19 protein-coding genes are annotated in these 16238 nt (G+C 68.9%); 10 read left to right on the top strand and 9 right to left on the bottom strand.

The window, feature by feature from the left end; all coding sequences use genetic code 11:
* Positions 1–19: 19 nt before the first annotated feature.
* A complete protein-coding gene (locus ACWHYQ_RS09850; RefSeq protein ID WP_447971955.1) occupies positions 20–406 on the bottom strand; it encodes a hypothetical protein in 387 nt (128 codons plus the stop codon).
* Positions 407–412: 6 nt separating this feature from the next.
* The gene (locus ACWHYQ_RS09845; protein WP_447971954.1) at positions 413–1183 is read right to left on the bottom strand and encodes a DUF1499 domain-containing protein; all 771 of its coding nucleotides are present in this window, start codon (positions 1181–1183) and stop codon (positions 413–415) included.
* A 207-nt stretch (positions 1184–1390) separates the two neighbouring features.
* On the opposite strand from ACWHYQ_RS09845, the gene ACWHYQ_RS09840 reads away from it, so the two are divergent.
* The 3 genes from ACWHYQ_RS09840 (at position 1391) to ACWHYQ_RS09830 (ending at position 4241) form a co-directional block, all read left to right on the top strand.
* Complete coding sequence (locus ACWHYQ_RS09840; RefSeq protein ID WP_447971953.1) at positions 1391–2395, top strand: nucleoside-triphosphatase; 1005 nt, start codon at positions 1391–1393, stop codon at positions 2393–2395.
* Between the two features lie 76 nt (positions 2396–2471).
* Positions 2472–3563, top strand: coding sequence for an AAA family ATPase (locus ACWHYQ_RS09835; RefSeq protein ID WP_447971952.1), 1092 nt, complete (start codon positions 2472–2474; stop codon positions 3561–3563).
* 18 nt (positions 3564–3581) lie between these two features.
* Complete coding sequence (locus tag ACWHYQ_RS09830; RefSeq protein WP_447971951.1) at positions 3582–4241, top strand: DUF4276 family protein; 660 nt, start codon at positions 3582–3584, stop codon at positions 4239–4241.
* 19 nt (positions 4242–4260) lie between these two features.
* On the opposite strand, the gene ACWHYQ_RS09825 is transcribed toward ACWHYQ_RS09830, so the two are convergent.
* From ACWHYQ_RS09825 to leuC, 4 genes are all read right to left on the bottom strand, one after another.
* Positions 4261–4587 carry a hypothetical protein gene (locus ACWHYQ_RS09825; RefSeq protein WP_447971950.1) on the bottom strand — a complete coding sequence of 109 codons (327 nt, stop codon included), beginning with the start codon at positions 4585–4587 and terminating at the stop codon, positions 4261–4263.
* Positions 4584–5372, bottom strand: coding sequence for a 3'(2'),5'-bisphosphate nucleotidase CysQ (locus ACWHYQ_RS09820; protein WP_447971949.1), 789 nt, complete (start codon positions 5370–5372; stop codon positions 4584–4586). The genes ACWHYQ_RS09825 and ACWHYQ_RS09820 overlap by 4 nt, the downstream gene beginning before the upstream one ends.
* Positions 5373–5448: 76 nt before the next feature.
* Positions 5449–6066, bottom strand: a complete 618-nt coding sequence (leuD, locus tag ACWHYQ_RS09815; RefSeq protein ID WP_447971948.1) for a 3-isopropylmalate dehydratase small subunit — start codon at positions 6064–6066, stop codon at positions 5449–5451.
* A 3-nt stretch (positions 6067–6069) separates the two neighbouring features.
* Positions 6070–7473 (bottom strand): 3-isopropylmalate dehydratase large subunit, encoded by a 1404-nt coding sequence (gene leuC / locus ACWHYQ_RS09810; protein WP_447971947.1) that lies wholly within the window; start codon positions 7471–7473, stop codon positions 6070–6072.
* A gap of 99 nt (positions 7474–7572) precedes the next feature.
* Here leuC and ACWHYQ_RS09805 point away from each other — a divergent pair, with 99 nt between their 5' ends.
* The 7 genes from ACWHYQ_RS09805 to ACWHYQ_RS09775 all read left to right on the top strand — a co-directional run bounded on the left by ACWHYQ_RS09805 (position 7573) and on the right by ACWHYQ_RS09775 (position 13069).
* Positions 7573–8349, top strand: coding sequence for a dioxygenase family protein (locus ACWHYQ_RS09805; RefSeq protein WP_447971946.1), 777 nt, complete (start codon positions 7573–7575; stop codon positions 8347–8349).
* A 221-nt stretch (positions 8350–8570) separates the two neighbouring features.
* Positions 8571–8834, top strand: a complete 264-nt coding sequence (locus ACWHYQ_RS09800) for a hypothetical protein (protein ID WP_447971945.1) — start codon at positions 8571–8573, stop codon at positions 8832–8834.
* Positions 8835–8863: 29 nt separating this feature from the next.
* Positions 8864–9253: a DUF3568 family protein gene (locus ACWHYQ_RS09795; RefSeq protein WP_447971944.1), complete on the top strand. Its 390-nt coding sequence runs from the start codon at positions 8864–8866 to the stop codon at positions 9251–9253.
* Positions 9254–9264: 11 nt separating this feature from the next.
* Positions 9265–10725: an amidohydrolase family protein gene (locus ACWHYQ_RS09790; protein WP_447971943.1), complete on the top strand. Its 1461-nt coding sequence runs from the start codon at positions 9265–9267 to the stop codon at positions 10723–10725.
* A 75-nt stretch (positions 10726–10800) separates the two neighbouring features.
* Entirely contained in the window at positions 10801–11685 is an 885-nt protein-coding gene (locus ACWHYQ_RS09785; RefSeq protein ID WP_447971942.1) for a hypothetical protein, read from the top strand.
* Complete coding sequence (locus tag ACWHYQ_RS09780; protein ID WP_447971941.1) at positions 11682–12170, top strand: GNAT family N-acetyltransferase; 489 nt, start codon at positions 11682–11684, stop codon at positions 12168–12170. The genes ACWHYQ_RS09785 and ACWHYQ_RS09780 overlap by 4 nt, the downstream gene beginning before the upstream one ends.
* Positions 12167–13069 (top strand): mechanosensitive ion channel family protein, encoded by a 903-nt coding sequence (locus ACWHYQ_RS09775; RefSeq protein ID WP_447975497.1) that lies wholly within the window; start codon positions 12167–12169, stop codon positions 13067–13069. Before ACWHYQ_RS09780 ends, ACWHYQ_RS09775 begins: the two co-directional genes overlap by 4 nt.
* On the opposite strand, the gene ACWHYQ_RS09770 is transcribed toward ACWHYQ_RS09775, so the two are convergent.
* From ACWHYQ_RS09770 to ACWHYQ_RS09760, 3 genes are read right to left on the bottom strand one after another with little or no spacing between them, the layout of a single operon-like run.
* On the bottom strand, positions 13036–14187 hold the full coding sequence (locus ACWHYQ_RS09770; protein WP_447975496.1) for a RuBisCO large subunit C-terminal-like domain-containing protein: 1152 nt from the start codon (positions 14185–14187) through the stop codon (positions 13036–13038). The two genes, ACWHYQ_RS09775 and ACWHYQ_RS09770, sit on opposite strands and share 34 nt — an antisense overlap.
* Positions 14188–15195: a transketolase family protein gene (locus tag ACWHYQ_RS09765; RefSeq protein WP_447975549.1), complete on the bottom strand. Its 1008-nt coding sequence runs from the start codon at positions 15193–15195 to the stop codon at positions 14188–14190.
* Positions 15195–16148 (bottom strand): transketolase, encoded by a 954-nt coding sequence (locus ACWHYQ_RS09760; protein WP_447975495.1) that lies wholly within the window; start codon positions 16146–16148, stop codon positions 15195–15197. Before ACWHYQ_RS09760 ends, ACWHYQ_RS09765 begins: the two co-directional genes overlap by 1 nt.
* Positions 16149–16238 lie beyond the last annotated feature (90 nt).

Genomic DNA, 16238 nt, shown 5'->3' with positions numbered 1-16238 from the left:
GCGTTCCTCCCACAGTCCCTCAGACGCCTTCAAGCTCCACCACGCGGCGCTTCCCGTCCGGCCCGATCTGGACGGTCATGCGCAGCATGGCTCCGGGCTTGAGCCGGCGGAAGAACCCCATCATCGTCGCGTCCCGCGGGTACACGAGGAACTGCATCTCCGTCGGCACGGGCAGCCAGCGCCGGCCGGTGAAGAAGTGGGTCCACTCGAACCAAATCGCTTCATCGTAGGGGTCGAAGCTCAACAGGCGCCCCGCGACGCGCGTCGGCTGGTCAAAGGTCATTTGCCCGGCCAGCGTGTCCAGCTCGTCGGGGATCTCGATCGGCGGGGCCTCCTGCGCGGCCGCCGGCGCACCGTTCGGCGGAAGCAGCAGCGAGACAAGGAGGATGAGCGCGGGCGGGACCATGGCCCATTATACCCCCGCGCGCGACAGCGCCGCGAGGAAGGCCCGGATGCGCGCCGCATTCGCGCCAACGTCGCTGCACCCGACGCGGGACACCGACCGCACGTCCACCCGGCTGCCCCCCTCGGCGGGCCGGATGCGGACGACCACGTCGTCCGTGAAGCCGAACCAGAACGTCGTGTCCGTCGCCTCCAGCCGTCCCTCGGCGGCGTTGGCGTCCACGAGCACCCAGCCGAGCACGCGGGCCGCGGCCCGCGCCCGCTCGAAGGCCTGATCCGGCGGCACCGGGAGCATGAGCGGCTTGACGTCGGGGTAGGCGCCGCGCTGCTGAGCGGCGACTTCGGGACCGCCGTACTCGGCGGAGTTCGGCCCCTCCTTCCGGAGCGGCAAGATCGCGACAAACCGCGGCGGATCCTCAAGGTCCGTGCTGATGTCGTGGATCGGCGGCACGCTGCGGGCCCGCAGCAGCCAGGTCAGCGGCACGCCCGCGACGACCAGGGCGAGCAGGAGCGCCGCCAGCGCCAGCCCCAGCCCGCAGCGGCGGCCGCCGGGGCGGCTGACCAGCGCGCCGGCCAGGGCCAGGACACAGGCGGCGCCGATCAGCAGGGAGAACTCTGTGCGGAACGTCCACCAACTCAAGCGCGTGCCGAACCCGGCCGCGACCGCGGCGAGTGCCGCCAGAACCGCCGCCCCCAGGCTCGCCAGCGCCAGGCGCGAGACGGGACGCTCGGCGGACAGGGCAGCCCCTGAGGTAGACTCTTGATCAGCGCCGTCGGCCATGGCAGGCTCAGGGCTCCGGTTCAGGGTCATGCAGAGCGGGCTCCGGCATTCTGGGCGCCAAGCCGGGACCGGGTCAAGCCCGGCGATTGCTCAATGTGAGGAAGCTGACGATGAGCGACATGGCAACCTGCTGGCCGGCCTTCGCCGCCGGCCTCCTGGTCGGGTTCGCCGCCGCCGTGCTGCTGAAAGCGCTGCTGGGCTGACGCCATGCGCTTTCTCGCCGACGTCATGCTGGGCAAGCTGGCGCGCTGGTTGCGGGTCCTCGGGCACGACACCGCCTACGACCGGAATGCAACGGACCAGGAGCTGATCCGCCGGGCGCTCGCGGAGGACCGTTGGCTGCTGACCCGGGACGGCTACCTGGCGCAGCGGAAGGTCCTCAGGGGCCGGCGCAGCCTCCTCACGAGCGACGGGCTGGATGACCAGCTCCGGCAGCTCGGGCAGGAACTGGCAATCCCGCTTTGGGTCGGCGCCGAAACTTTCTCCCGCTGCCCCGATTGCAACCGGGTCCTCAAAGCGATCTCCGCCTCGCAGGCGGCTCCGCACGTGCCGCCCTTCGTCGCCGCCCGGCACCACCTGTTCGTCCAGTGCCCCGGCTGCGGCCGCGTGTACTGGCCGGGCCCCCACTGGACCGCGCTGCTGGCCAAGCTGGCGCGGCTGCGGACGCCCTGCCATGTGAATAATGCGGGCTGGCACCATCTCCTGCTCACGGGCCGGCCGGGCGTCGGCAAGACCACGCTCGTGCGGGCGCTCGTGTCGCGGCTCATGGCCTTCCGGCCGGCCGGCTTCTACACCGAGGAGATCCGCGAGCAGGGGACCCGGCGGGGGTTTCGGCTGGTGACGCTCGACGGCCGCACGCTGGTCCTCGCCCACACGTCGCATAGGGGCCCGCGCGTCGGCCGGTACGGCGTGGACATCCCGGGGTTCGAGCGCCTGCTAGCGGCGCTCGATCTCCGGCACGCGGCAGCGCGGCTCGTGGTCGTGGACGAGATCGGCAAGATGGAATGTCTCTCGCGCCGCTTCGTCGAGGAGATCGAGGCGGTGCTCGACGGCCCGGCCCCCTTGCTGGCGACCGTGGCGCAGAAGGGGGAAGGATTCATCAGCAGCGTGAAGCGGCGTCCCGACTGCCGCCTCGTCACGGTCACGATCGAGAACCGCGACCGCCTGACCGAAGGGCTTGGCACCGACCTGGAAAAAGTACTCCGCGGCTGAGTGGGCTGCCCGCAAGGAGTAAGGCCTCAAAGGTTACGACTTCCTTTTTTTGAATGGCCGTGGCACAGTAGCGCCCATGCGAACCCTTGAACGGCTCACGGTCAAGAACTTCAAATCCATTCGTGATCAGACTCTTCGGCTGGGCCGTTTGAATGTTTTCATCGGTGGAAACGGTTCCGGCAAGTCCAACCTCATTGGCGTGTTCCATTTCCTCAATCGTGTGGTCGCCGGTGATCTTCAAAACTACACTGGCGAGGCGGGCGGGGCCGACAGCGTTCTGTACTTTGGACGAAAGCAGTCACCTTCTCTCACTGTCGAGTTGGAATTCGGAGAGGGAAGCTATGCAAACGGTTACGCTTTTACATTAAAGCCAACAGCGAAAGATCAGTTCATCTTCTCCAGTGAAACGATCTGGTTTCATGACCGAACCCATTTCTCAAGTCCATATTCTATTGACCTCGGCTCCGGCCATGCAGAAGCTCGCGTGAAGGACTCGCCTAAGCAAATCGCCCGTTACGTGCGTGATGACCTCGGCAGCTATCGCATCTACCACTTCCACGACACAAGCGGCTCAGCTCGAGTCAAGCAAACGGGAGACGTGGACGACAATTACCGGCTGCATCCCGATGCCGGAAACCTGGCGGCGTTTCTCTATCGTTTGCAACAGAAGCATCCAGGCCATTTTAAGAACATTGAAGATACGGTCAGACAGATTGCTCCCTTCTTCGAAAGCTTCCGGCTCGAACCGTCACGCTTGAACCAGGACAAGATCCGATTGGAGTGGAAGGAGAAGGGCAGCGATGCATATTTCAGTGCGTCAGCACTATCCGACGGAACGTTGAGATTTATCTGCTTGGCCACACTGCTCTTGCAACCAATCTTGCCGGCAGTCGTTCTGCTCGATGAACCGGAACTCGGTTTGCATCCGGCAGCGATCAGTCTGTTGGCAGCGCTGCTGGAGTCAGCTTCTCAACAAACCCAGATACTGGTAGCGACACAGTCTGTTACATTGGTTAATCAATTTACCCCGGAATTTGTTTGGGTCGTGGAACGAGTGGAGCACCAGAGTGTTTTCCGTCATCTTGAAGCTGCCGACATGTCAGCATGGTTGGAGAATTACTCCCTGGGTGAGCTGTGGGAGAAGAACATCCTCGGTGGCAGACCCTGACCCATGCAAGTGCGAAAGGTGCTGATCCTGGTCGAGGGCCCAACCGAGGAACGTTTTGTAAAGGATGTCCTACAGACGTATTTGTGGGGCGTTGGCGTCCATGCGGAACCGAAGATCGCCACGACCAAACGTGTCAAGTGTGGTTCTCATTTTAAAGGAGGGATCACAGACTTCAAGAAGGTCGAGGATGATCTCCGACGATTGCTTGGAGATACTGACGCTACTTTGATCACGACTATGATCGACTATTATGGGTTACCCAACAACTTCCCAGGGAAACAGAACCTCCAAGGAACCAATTCGCTTGAACGGGCGAGAGAGCTGGAAGCGGCTTTAGAGAAACATCTCAACGCTGGCAACAGATTTGCGGCTTATTTCATGATCCACGAATTCGAGGCTCTCCTGTTCTCCAACCCTGGGGTGGTGGCCGACGTCATGAATGCCCCGGAAACTCGAACATGCCTCGAGGAGATCCGAAACGGATTCCCCACACCAGAAGACATTGATGACGACCCCCAAACCACCCCATCAGCCCGTCTACTGGCCATGTTTCCTCGCTATCGAAAACGCCTGCACGGTCCTTTAGCCACAGGTCGCATTGGCTTGGCAACCATGCGCCGAGCGTGCAGACATTTTGATGAATGGGTTGGAAAGCTTGAGCGGCTTGGCTCTGGATAGCGCCGCTCACCAAGTCGCCTCAGTCGCAGGCCTGTTTGCGCCAGTCGGAGAGGACGTTCCGCTCGTCGAAGGTGAGCAGGTACTCGGTGCAGTCGGGCTGCCGCCCGCCCACGTGGCCCTCGACGAGCTCGCTGTAGAGCTTGCCGGCGAAGTAGTGGTACAGCCATTCGGAGCCCCCGCCTTCCAGACTCCTGGTCAGCGACGGCTCGCCGAGGTGCTGCCGCACGTCCGCCTGCGTCGCCTTGCCCACATTCGCGCGCAGGTACTCCCCCTGCCAGGTCGAGCAGGCGACGGCGCCGGCGGCCAGAATCGCTGCGAGCCCCCTGACGATCGTCTGTCCGTTCATGCCCCGCCTCCTTCGCGCCGCACGCGGTCCAGCACCTGCTCCAGCCTCCGCCATCGGCCGGGGCCGGCGGCGAGGATTCCATGCAGCGACGGGTCCGGCTGGTTGAACCGGAGCGGTTCGCCCCGGCAGCCGGCCACGGTGCCGCCCGCCTCCTCGACGAGCAGCACGCCGGCGGCCACGTCCCACTCGTTGAGCCGCTCAACGTTCACCGTCGCGTCCGCCCGGCCGGCGGCGACCAGCGCGAGCGTGTAGGCGATCGAGCCCATCGGCCGGCAGTCGGCGTACGGCTCGTAGGCGCGGAAGTCCCCCCGCGCCAGCGCCGGGGGATTCACGAGCACCGTGAGCCGGTCGCCCGGCGGCGAGCTCCGCACCGGCACGCCGTTCAGCGTCGTGCCCCGCCCCCGCACCGCGCAGAACAGCTCCTCGGTCGCCGGGTTGAACAGGGCCGCGGCGGCGACCGTCCCGCCCTCGGCCAGCGCCGCCGAGACGGCGAACTGTGGCAGGCCGCGCAGGAAGTACTTGGTGCCGTCAAGAGGATCCACGATCCACACCCGCTTCCGATCGAGCCGGATCGGGTCGTCCGCCGCTTCCTCCGAGAGCCAGCCGTCGCCGGGAAAGGCGCCGAGGAGCGCTTCGCGAAGGATCCGGTCCGCCTCCAGGTCGGCGGTGGTCACGGGAGACCGGTCGGCCTTGAGCTGCGTGTCGAAGCCCGTGCGGCGCAGGTCCAGCACGCGTCGGCCCGCCGCGAGGACCGCGTCGCGCAGGATGGTCAGCTCGCGGTCCATCGGTTCCGGCACGAACGGGGGATAAGAATCGTCCGCCGCGCGGATCGGCGCGGCGCGCCAGAGGCCGGCAGGCGGCTCACAGATCGGCGAAGAGCCACGGGGCCTCGGCTTTGCGCCGCGCCTCGTAGGCGGCGATGGCGGGCTCGTGCTGGAGGCTCAGGCCGACGGCGTCGAGCCCTTTGAGGAGGCAGTCCTTCCGGAAGGGATCCACCTCGAAGCGATAGACGGCGCCCTCCGGCGTGGTGACGGTCTGCGCGGCCAGGTCCACGGTCACGGAGTAGCCTTCCGTCGCGGCCACGGCCTGGAACAGCGCCTGGACCTCGTCGGCCGCAAGCACGACCGGCAGGATGCCGTTCTGAAAGCAGTTGTTGTAGAAGATGTCCGCGAAGCTCGGCGCGATCAGACAGCGGAACCCCTGATCCAGCAGGGCCCAAGGCGCGTGCTCCCGCGAGGAGCCGCAGCCGAAGTTGTCGCGCGCAAGCAGGATCGTCGCCCCTTGGTAGCGCGCCTGGTTCAGGAAGAAGTCCGGATCCGGCGTCCCGTCCTTCCGGTGCCGCCAGTCGAAGAACAGCCCCTCCTTGAGCCCAGTCCGCGTGAGGGTCTTGAGGAACTGCTTGGGAATGATCTGGTCGGTGTCCACGTTGAGCCGGTCGAGCGGGGCCACCAACCCGGTCAAAGTCGTAAAGGGCTGCATGGGTTACGACCACGTCCGGATGTCCACGAAATGGCCTTCCACGGCGGCGGCGACGGCCATGGCGGGCGAGACCAGGTGGGTCCGGCCGCCTTTCCCCTGCCGCCCTTCGAAGTTCCGATTGCTCGTGGAGGCGCAGCGCTCGCCGGGCTGAAGCACGTCGGCGTTCATCGCGAGACACATGCTGCAGCCGGCCTCGCGCCACTCGAACCCGGCCTCCTTGAAGATCCGGTCCAGCCCCTCCTCCTCCGCTTGCTTCTTCACCAAGCCGGACCCCGGGACGACCATCGCGTGCACGCCGGGCGCCACCTTCCTGCCCTTAAGATACCGAGCGGCGAGGCGCAGGTCCTCGATGCGGGAGTTCGTGCAGGAGCCGATGAAGACCTTATCAATCCGGATCTCGGTGATCGGGGTGTTCGGCGTCAGCCCCATGTACTCGAGCGCGCGCTCCGCCGTGCGACGCGATCTCTCGTCCGGTATCGCCCGCGGGTCCGGGACCCGGCCGGTCACGCCCGTGACCATGCCGGGGCTCGTCCCCCAGGTCACCTGTGGCTCGAGCTCGGCCGCGTCGAGGACCACAACCGCGTCGTAGCTCGCCCCGGGATCGGTCCGCAGCGCCGTCCAGGCCTCGACGGCGCGGGCGAACAGGTCGCCCCGGGGAGCCAGGGGCCGCCCTTCCAGGTACGCGAAGGTTTTCGCGTCGGGCGCCACGAGCCCGGCACGCGCGCCGCCCTCGATGGACATGTTGCAGAGCGTCATCCGCCCTTCCATGCTGAGCGCCCGAATGGCCGACCCGGTGTACTCAACGACATGGCCGGTCCCGCCCGCGGTGCCGATCTTCCCGATGATCGCGAGGATGACATCCTTCGCCGTGCAGTGCGGCGGCAGCGCCCCCTCGACCCGGATCTCCATCGTCTTGGGTCGCGTCTGGAGCAGGCACTGCGTCGCCAGCACGTGCTCGACCTCGCTCGTGCCGATCCCGAAGGCCAGCGCGCCGAAGGCCCCGTGCGTGGAGGTGTGCGAGTCGCCGCAGACGATCGTCATGCCCGGCAGCGTGAACCCCTGCTCCGGCCCGATCACGTGGACGATGCCCTGCCGGACGTCGTTCATCCCGAAGAAGGGAATGCCGAACTCCTGGCAGTTGTCCTCCAGCGCCTTGACCTGCTTCGCGCTGACCGGGTCCGCGATGCCGAACCGCCGGTCCGTGGTCGGGACGTTGTGGTCGGGCACGGCGAGCGTCGCCCGGGGGCGCCGGACGCGCCGGCCGGCGAGCCGCAATCCCTCGAACGCCTGGGGGGAGGTCACCTCGTGGACGAGGTGCCGGTCAATATAGAGGAGCACGGTGCCGTCCGGTTCTTCGCGGACGACATGCGCCTCCCAGATCTTGTCGAACAGCGTCTTCGCGGCCATACCCGTGACTTTCCCTGATGGCGGAAGGTGTCTGCCGATCGGTGCGAAGCGGCATTATACCAGTGTGGCGCGCCAACCTGCACCTCCCAGCGGGAGCAAATGGGGAAAGTCGTGTATGATACCCGCGACGCGGGAGAGGCGGCCATGCAGGAGCGCAGGTTCAGGCTGATTCAGGCCGAATTGGCGACCCTGGCCGTCCGGTGGCGGGCGGCGACGCCGCTCACCCGTCGGCAGCTCCTCGCCGCATTCCTGGGCTCAGCCAGCACGCTCGTCGCCGCGACGACGCTCGGCCGGACGGTCCAGGACGCCTGTCTGCTCACCCCGCCGCAGACGGAAGGCCCCTACTACCCCGTCCGCGACCAGACGGAGAAGGACAACGACTTGACCCGGCTCCAGGGCGCATCAGGGCGCGCGGCGGGACCAATCATCTCCATCGTTGGGCAGGTGCGGGACCTTGCCTGCCGCCCGGTCGCGGGCGCGCTGGTCGAGATCTGGCAGGCCAACGCCCACGGCCGCTACAACCATCCCGATGATGACAATACCCGGGCGCCCCTCGACCCAAACTTCCAGTACTGGGGATTCGACACGACCGATCGGGAGGGGCGCTACCGGTTCAAAACCGTGTACCCCGCGCCCTATCCCGCCGGCTTCTTCTGGACCCGCCCCTCCCACGTGCACTTCAAGGTGCACCGGCGCGGGTTCCCCGACCTGACGACGCAGATGTACTTCGCCGGCGATCCCTACCTCGCGAAGGACCGCATCTTCCAAGCCATCCCGCCCGTGCAGCGGCCGCGAGTCGTCGTCACGCTGGAGCCGCCCGGCCCCGGCGACGAGCCGGAGGCGCGCCGCTGCCGGTTCGACCTTACGGTCCCATGAATCGAGGTCAGCGGCTTGTCCTCGTCATTCACAATTCACAGGCCCGGAGCAGCACGTCGTAGGCTGCAATCGCTGGCGCGGACGTCGCGCTGTTCCCCTACGGCGGACGCCCGGCCCGCACAAGTGCGACATTGCGGGTGTTTCCAATGGGCTGACGGAAGATGTCGGCTCCGACCGCTGCGGTTGAACGTGCCGGGCCGCCCGTGCTAAGGATGGAAGCCATGCCCCTGGTGCGGACGCTCGAACCCCTCGCCTTCCACAACACGGACGCCCGTCTGCCCGCCCCGTTCTTCCCGCACGAGCGGCCGACGCCCCTGTCGAATCCCCATCGGGCCAGCTTCAACCCGGCCGCGGCGGCGGGGTGCGCCCTCTTTGCGAACCGAGGCCCTCGACGACCGGGCCGCCCGCTACCGGCTCGGCTGTGGGCGGGAGACGGCATGGATGCGGAGCGCGCGGCCGATGCCCGCGCGGGGGGAGAGGGTTGAGGGAGGGGGCGGCCCCCTGAGGTGACACGATGCGACGAATCCGAACGCTGTGGCTAAGCCTGACGCTCCTCCTGACGGCGCCACTGACCGGCTGCGCCCTGCTGCTCGTCGGCGCGGCCGGAGGCACGGCGGGCGTCGTGTACGTGAACGGCCAGTTGAAGGAGGAGCTGGACGTCCCAGTCCCGACACCGCACCAGGCGGCCGTCGCTGGGCTCAAGGATCTGAACCTGCCCGTGCTCGAAGACAAGGGCGACAAGCTGACAGCGAGCGTGAAATCCGATCTCGCGAGCGACACCCAGGTCTGGATTTCCATCGAGTCCCTGACCGACTCCCGCTCGAAGATCACCATCCGGGTGGGGGTCATGGGGGACGAGGCCAAGTCGCGGCAGATCCTCGAGGCGACGAAGCGGCACCTTTAGTCGAAGAACCCGTGCGCACGTCCTCGCGCCCATACTTGAGGCGGTACAGCCGGGTCGGCGGCCGCGGCGGCCTCGTTGTGCTCGCCCTCCTGGTCGGGCTCCTCCCGGGCGTCAGCCAGCCCGGCGGCCCGCCGGCCATCACGGCGGCGGAGTCCGCCGGCCCGCGGACGTTGATCCGGCACGCCGCGCTCGTCGTCACGATGGATCCCAAGCTCGGCAAGGGGCCGTTGGGGACCGTGGCGGATGCCGATGTCCTGATCGCCGGGGATACAATCGCTGCCGTGGGTCCCGGCCTCTCCGCCGCCGACGCCACGGTCATCGAGGCGACCGGCAAGATCGTGCTCCCCGGCTTCGTGGACCTCCACAACCACCTCGTCCAATCCGTCATGCGGGGCGGGTGCCCGGACCAGGACCTGCAGGCCTGGCTGCACGAATGTACCTGGCCCGTCTATCAGGCGCTCACGCCGGAGGACGTGTACGCGGCGGTCCGGCTCAGCACGCTCGATCTCATCGGGACCGGCGTCACCACGGTCGTGGACTGGGCCGGCGGGATCAAGTTCGAGGCCGCGCGCGAGAACCTCCGCGCGCTCACCGAGTCGGGGCTCCGCTTCGTCTACGTCCCCACGCCCCGCGCGGCGGAGCTGGACGCCCTCAAGCGGCTCTATGACGAGCTGATCACGCCCAACCCGCTCGCGACGCTCCAGCTCGCCGGCGCGACCGGCATGGAGCACCTGGCGCCCCTCAAGGAGGCGGCCCGGCTCGCCCGCGACTGGGGCGTCAAGCTGAACGTGCACCTCCTGGAGACCGTCGCGCAACGGGAGCGCCAGCCGGTGCGGTCGCTGGAGGAATCGGGCGCCCTGGCCCTCCGCGGGAACCTGCTCGCCAACCATGCGATCCATCTGACCGACGAGGAGATCGCGCTGCTGGCCAAGCACGACGTGCGGATCGCCCATAACCCGCTCAGCAACCTGCGGCTGGGCTCGGGGATCATCCGCCTACCCGAACTGCATGCGGCCGGGCTCAAGATCGGGCTGGGCCTGGACGGCGCGACCAACGACACGAGCGACATGTTCAACACCATGCGCGCCGCGGCGGGGCTGCAGCGCGCCAGGGCCTTGCGCCCGGGGATCTATCCGGGGGTGGCGGAGGTGCTCCGCATGGCGACGCTCGGGGGGGCCGAGGCGCTCGACCTCGCGGACCGGATCGGCTCGCTCACGCCCGGCAAGCAGGCCGATCTCATCATCCTGGACCCCAGCGGGGTGAACTTCGCGCCGCGGTTCGATTGGATCGGCCAGCTCGTGTTCAACACCCAGCCGGCGAACGTGGAGTCCGTCTTCGTCAACGGCCGGGCCCTCAAGGCCAAGGGGCAGTTCGTCGGGGTCTCGGCGGCAGCGGTCGTCACAGCGGCGGAACGGGCGGCGGCGCGCTTGCGCGAGGCCGTCCGGCGGAGCCGCCAGCCCCCGACCCCGTGATCCGCCGGCCGCGCCGGGCGGGCGCGACGGATCGGCTGGCCACCGATCCGGTATAATGGCTGCTGGTGGCGCCCCATGGTCACGAAGGAGATCCCGACGACCACGATCCTCAATCCCACGGGCGGGTTCCTGGGCGAGGGCTTCACCCATACGATCAACCTCTACCGGGGTTGCCCGCTCGGAAACTCCCTCTGCGGCCTCTACTGCTACGCCCAGTGGAATCCCTACCATACCCTGGGCCGGGCCTGGGGCAGCTTCCTCGACATCAAGGAGGGCTACCTGGAGGCGTACCGGGCGCAGTACGAGCGCCTGAAGCGGCCCGCGCAGGGCGAGCCGAAGCCGCTCCGGATCTTTCTCTCCAGCGTGACCGAGCCCTACCCGCCCCAGGAACGCCGCGCGCGGCGCATGCGGCGGCTGATCGAGGAGATGCTGGTCCGGCCGCCGGACGCGCTGGTGATCCAGTCGCACACCCCGCTGGCCGTGGAGGATATCCCGCTGCTCCGGGAGCTGCACGGGCGCTGCGCGCTGCAGCTCAACATCACCGTGGAGACCGACAAGCCGGTCCTCCCGCCGGGCTTCCCGCCGCACGCCTATGCGCCGGCCGCGCGAATCGCGGCGCTGCGCGCCCTGCGGGCGGCCGGGCTCACCACCGTCGCGACCGTGAGCCCCTTGCTCCCGCTCGACGACCCGCGCCGGTTCGCGGAGGCCCTGGAGGCCGCCTGCGATCGCGTCGTGCTGGACCACTACCTGCTGGGAGACGGCAGCCCCGACGGCCTGCGCACCAGGCAGACGCCGCTCCCGCGATTGCTGGAGGAGAGCGGCTGCGGCCGCTGGGCGACCCTCGAGACGTTCCACGAGGTCGTCGCGGTGTTCCGCGAGGTCTTCCGCGAGCCCGGGCGGGTCGGGGTGAGCAAGGCGGGCTTCAACGAGCTGCCCTGGGGTGACGGGCGTGCCCCATGAGCGACCGGCCGGGCTGGCGCGTGGAGCTACTCGACTGGGTCGCAGCCGAGCCGTTCGTCCGCCCCATCCGGGAGGCGGTCTTCATCCAGGAGCAAGGCGTGCCGGTCGAGCTGGAGTGGGACGGACTCGATCCCTCCTGTGTGCACGCGCTGGTCCGGTCTCCCGAAGGCACCCCGATCGGCACCGCCCGGATGCGGCCGGACGGCAAGATCGGCCGCATGGCCGTGCGCCCGGCCTGGCGGCGGCGCGGCGTGGGCACCGCGCTCCTGGACGCGCTGCTTCGTGAGGCGGGCCGGCGCGGGCTGGTCGAGGTGACGCTGGACGCGCAGACCCGCGCGATCGGCTTCTACCGGAAGCGCGGCTTCGCGGCGACGGGCGCCGTCTTCTTGGATGCCGGCATCCCGCATCGCACGATGCACCGGACCCTTGAGCCCGAGCGGACCGGCGGGTGGCGCTCGGCTCCACATCCCGGTGGGACGTCATGATCCCAGACTGGCTGGACTTCTCCGAGCGCACGCTGATTGTGGACGGCCTCAACTCCGCCCTGCTGCTCGCGGTGATCCTGGCCGTCCGGGCCCTCATCCTCCGCGCGGTCCACGCGAGTCCCGGCCTGACCGTCGAGGCCAGGCGGCGCTGGGTCGTGACGATCCGGAACATCACCGCGCTCGTCTTCGTCCTCGGGCTGATCTTCATCTGGGGGCACGAGCTGAGCGCGCTCGCCGTCTCGCTGGTCGCGATCGCCGTGGCGCTCGTGCTGGCGACCAAGGAGCTGCTGCTCTGCCTGAGCGGCACCGTGTTGCGGCTGGGCGCCAACGCCTACGAGATCGGCGACCGGATCGAGATCGGCGGGATCCGCGGGAATGTGATTGACCAGACCGCGCTCGCGACGACGGTCATGGAGATCGGGCCGGGCCACCAGTCCCAGCAGTACACCGGCCGCGCCGTCATCTTTCCGAACAGCCTCCTGCTCAGCCAGGCGGTGATCAACGAGACCTTCACCAAGCCCTACGTGGTCCAGATCCTCACGGTCCCGCTCACGACCCGGGACGATTGGCAGGCAGCCGAGAAAGCCCTGCTGGAGGCCGCACGGGCCGAATGCACGCCCTTCATGGAGGAGGCGCGGCTCCACATGAAGCGGCTGGAGGGACGGAACTGGCTGGACACGCCTTCGGTGGACCCGCGCGTCCAGCTCCACCTCCCGGAGCCGGGGCGGATCAACCTGCTGCTGCGGTTTCCCTCCCCGACCCAGGGCACCTCGCGCCTGGAGCAGGCCATCCTGCGTCGGTTCCTGACCGCGTACCAACCGGCCGCGACCCGCTCTTCAGAGCCTCCCGGAGGCGCGGACGCGCCTCAGTCCGGATCCGCGCCCGCGACCGCGCGGTAGAACCGGCGGCAGTTCGCGATCAGGTCCGGCCCAGCGAGGCGGAGCCAGCTCCCGATCAGCAGCACGACGTCCCGCCCGTAGAACTCGCGCAACTCGCCGACGCGCTCCAGGCGGATGCCCCCGCCGGCGACCGGGAAGATGGGCCGGCAGGGCCCGAGCGGCTCGCTGGTCCCCGCGACGATCGCGCGGCAGTCTTCGGCGCTGAAGGCGAAGCGCCCGCCGTGGGTGGGAAAGATCGTCGCGTCGGCGCCGGCCAGGCGCGGGAGCTGGCCGAAGAGGACCGCGTGGCCGATCCCCTGCCGCGGGTCGGCGACGAAGGTGCCCAACAAGGCCGGGTGACAGAGGACCGGGAGTGCTGGGCCGGCCTCGCTCGCCAGCTCGCGCACCGCGTCCCAGCCGGCCAATCCGGGGCTGAGCACGACCGCGCCGGCCCCCGCCGCCTGGGCGAGGCGGGCGCGCTGCAAGGTCAGTCCCGAGGGCGCGGTCACGTTGGCCGCGTAAAGGCTCCGGCGGCCGGTCTCGCGGTTCGCCTTGGCCACCGCCTCCGCGCACCGCCCGACTCGCTCTTCGAACGGCGAGAACCGCTGGTCGGCCAGCCCGTGATCGTCCTTGATGAGGTCGATCCCGCCCACGGTGAGCTGGTAGGCCATGGTTGCTAGGTCCTTGGCGGAAAGCCCCATCGGCTTGAGTGCGGAGCAGAGCAGCGGCCGGTCGGGGGCGCCGACGAGCGCGCGGAGGCCGGCCCGGCCGAACCGCGGCCCGGGCAGCCATTCGAACCCCTCCGGCGGCGGCTCGATCCGCACCAGGCGGACGCCCGGCTGGAGGCTCGCGTTCCCGAACAGGACGTTCAGGAGCTGCGGGAGCTCGCACCCGACCGTCTCGATCGCGAAGCTGAGCGCAACTTCGAAGGCGCCGGAGGGAAGCCGCCGGAAGCCCTCGACGCGGCCGACGAGCTGCTCGCGGATCGGCCCCGGCGGCACCACCTCCCGGTGCACCTCGACGGTCTGCTCGTAGCACAGCTCGTCGGCGAGCGCCCGGGCGTCGGCCTCCGAGCCGGTCAGCTCGTACCGGATGAGGAAGCGCCGGCCGGACAGATCGAGCGAGGCGGCGCCGGCCATCTACAGGGCCTCCGCTTGGGCTCCGCCGTGGACCGCATCCAGCCGCACGGCCGCCAGCTCGGCCTCGCTGAGCTGGAACGAGGCGCCGAGCAGGCCCTCTACCGCTGTCACGAGGGCGCGCGCATCGAGCCCGTACTCGCGCATCAGGTAGGCGCGGCTCGCGCCATGCGCGAAGGTGTCCTGCAAGCCGAGCCGCACGAGCTTGCGGCCGAGCCCGGCCCCCGCCAGGACTTCGGCGACGGCCGTCCCCAATCCGCCGAGCACGCTGTGGTTCTCGATCGTGACCACACCCGCGCGGGCCTCGGCCGCGGCGTCGAGCACGACCGGGTCGCTGAAGGGCTTGAGCGTCGAGACGTGCAGGTGGGTGAGCGAGACCCCGCGGGTGCGGAGCGCGGCCACCGCCCGCAGCGCTTCTTCGGTACAGATCCCGCTGGAGAGGATCGTGACATCGGTGCCCCGACTGAGCACCCGAGCCCGGCCCAGCCGCATCGGCTCCGCAGGGTCGAAGAGGCGGGGCACCTCACCCCGGAGCATGCGGACGTAGACGGGCCCTCGGACCGCCTGGGCGACATCGAGCACGGATTCCACCTCCGTCGCGTCGCCGCACTCCAGGATCGTGAGGTTCGGGAGCGCCCGGAGCACCGCCAGGTCCTCGATCGCCTGATGGGTCACGCCGCCAGGTGAGACGATCCCGGGGAGAAATCCCAGGAGCCGCACCGGCAGGTTCGGATAGGCAATGGCCATGGCGAGCTGATCGTAGGGCCGGCGGTAGAGGAAGACGGCGAATGTGTGAACGAACGGCGTGAATCCCTCGCGGGCGAGGCCAGCGGCGAACCCCATCATGTTCTGTTCCGCCATCCCCATGGAAAAGAACCGATCGGGGTAGGCCTGCCGGAAGTCGTCAATCTCGCAGGAGCTCGTGAGGTCGCCCGAGAGCACGACGACCTCGGGCCGATCCTGGGCCCAGCGGACGAAATTCCGGGCATGTGGTCGGGAGACCATCTCGATCACGCGAGGCCCACCTCCCGGGCCAGCTTCGCGTAGGCCTCCTCGAAGAGCCGGCGCTCCTCCTCGTTCCGGAAGCGCACATAGTGCAGCTTCGGCGCGCGCGCCCGCAGCACGTCAAGCCCCCGACAGGGATCGGTCCGCGCGAGCACGAACAGCGGCCGGCCCGAGCCCGTCGCTGGCGCCGGGGCGGCCAGCGCCTCGGGGTCGTGCCCGTCCACCTCGACGACGCGCGCGCCGAAGGCTTCCAGCCTCGCCCGGACCGGCTCGACAGCCATGACCGTCTCCATCCGCCCGTCGCACTGTTGTCCGTTGATGTCCACGTACACGGCGAGGTTGTCGAGCCGATGGAAGGCCAGCGCGGCGACAGCCTCCCAGGTCTGGCCCTCCTGGAGCTCCCCGTCCGACATGAAGACCCAGCACCGGCCGGGCTCGCCGCGGAGCCGGCGCGCGAGCGCGACGCCGCCCGCCTGGCTCAGCGCCTGGGAGAGCGAGCCTGTGGTCAGCTCCATCCCCGGCGAGTGCTCCGCCCCGATCATCTCGAGCGTGCTCCCGTCCCGGTTGAACTGCTCGAGCGCCTCCGGCGCCAGCCGGCCGACCTCGATGAGCGTGGCGTAGAGCACCAGGGCGTAGTGCGCCGGGGAAAAGAAGAAGCGGTCGAGGTCGGGAGCCCTGGGGCCGTTGTACAGGGCGCCGCTCACGTCCTGCCGGTTAGCCTGTCCCGGCACGCCAACGAAGGGGCGTGGGACCGGCTGGCCCAGGCTGGGGCCCAGCTTCATCACATGGGTGTACAGGGTGGCGAGGATTTCGGCCGCCGAGCAGGCCTGGCTGAGGTAGCCGCCGTTGTGCTTGATCGTGTGGGCCAGCACGCGCAGGCGGACGCGGCGGGCGATTCGCTTGACCTCCTCAAGCCACCGCCCGGTCCCGCGCGCCTCCTCGCCGATATCGGTGGGCATGAATGCCGCGCCTGGGAGTTTCTTGTGAGGCTACCACCGGCGGAAAAGCGGCGTCAACGGGCCCTTGTCGCGCGTTTATGGTTGCCGGAC

It is taken from the genome of Nitrospira sp. Kam-Ns4a, assembly GCF_965152595.1.
The sequence above is the reverse complement of the archived record's forward strand: the minus strand, read 5'-3'. Positions and strand labels throughout refer to the sequence as shown.

Excerpts from the sequence above, each read along its gene's own strand:
- leuD (WP_447971948.1), bottom strand. The coding sequence starts at position 6,066 with ATGCAGCCCTTTACGACTTTGACCGGGTTGGTGGCCCCGCTCGACCGG.
- ACWHYQ_RS09845 (WP_447971954.1), bottom strand. The coding sequence starts at position 1,183 with ATGGCCGACGGCGCTGATCAAGAGTCTACCTCAGGGGCTGCCCTGTCC.
- ACWHYQ_RS09770 (WP_447975496.1), bottom strand. The coding sequence starts at position 14,187 with ATGGCCGGCGCCGCCTCGCTCGATCTGTCCGGCCGGCGCTTCCTCATC.
- ACWHYQ_RS09780 (WP_447971941.1), top strand. The coding sequence starts at position 11,682 with ATGAGCGACCGGCCGGGCTGGCGCGTGGAGCTACTCGACTGGGTCGCA.
- ACWHYQ_RS09820 (WP_447971949.1), bottom strand. The coding sequence starts at position 5,372 with ATGGACCGCGAGCTGACCATCCTGCGCGACGCGGTCCTCGCGGCGGGC.
- ACWHYQ_RS09785 (WP_447971942.1), top strand. The coding sequence starts at position 10,801 with ATGGTCACGAAGGAGATCCCGACGACCACGATCCTCAATCCCACGGGC.
- ACWHYQ_RS09825 (WP_447971950.1), bottom strand. The coding sequence starts at position 4,587 with ATGAACGGACAGACGATCGTCAGGGGGCTCGCAGCGATTCTGGCCGCC.
- ACWHYQ_RS09835 (WP_447971952.1), top strand. The coding sequence starts at position 2,472 with ATGCGAACCCTTGAACGGCTCACGGTCAAGAACTTCAAATCCATTCGT.
- ACWHYQ_RS09775 (WP_447975497.1), top strand. The coding sequence starts at position 12,167 with ATGATCCCAGACTGGCTGGACTTCTCCGAGCGCACGCTGATTGTGGAC.
- ACWHYQ_RS09850 (WP_447971955.1), bottom strand. The coding sequence starts at position 406 with ATGGTCCCGCCCGCGCTCATCCTCCTTGTCTCGCTGCTGCTTCCGCCG.
- ACWHYQ_RS09805 (WP_447971946.1), top strand. The coding sequence starts at position 7,573 with ATGGGGAAAGTCGTGTATGATACCCGCGACGCGGGAGAGGCGGCCATG.
- ACWHYQ_RS09760 (WP_447975495.1), bottom strand. The coding sequence starts at position 16,148 with ATGCCCACCGATATCGGCGAGGAGGCGCGCGGGACCGGGCGGTGGCTT.
- ACWHYQ_RS09795 (WP_447971944.1), top strand. The coding sequence starts at position 8,864 with ATGCGACGAATCCGAACGCTGTGGCTAAGCCTGACGCTCCTCCTGACG.
- leuC (WP_447971947.1), bottom strand. The coding sequence starts at position 7,473 with ATGGCCGCGAAGACGCTGTTCGACAAGATCTGGGAGGCGCATGTCGTC.
- ACWHYQ_RS09800 (WP_447971945.1), top strand. The coding sequence starts at position 8,571 with ATGCCCCTGGTGCGGACGCTCGAACCCCTCGCCTTCCACAACACGGAC.
- ACWHYQ_RS09840 (WP_447971953.1), top strand. The coding sequence starts at position 1,391 with ATGCGCTTTCTCGCCGACGTCATGCTGGGCAAGCTGGCGCGCTGGTTG.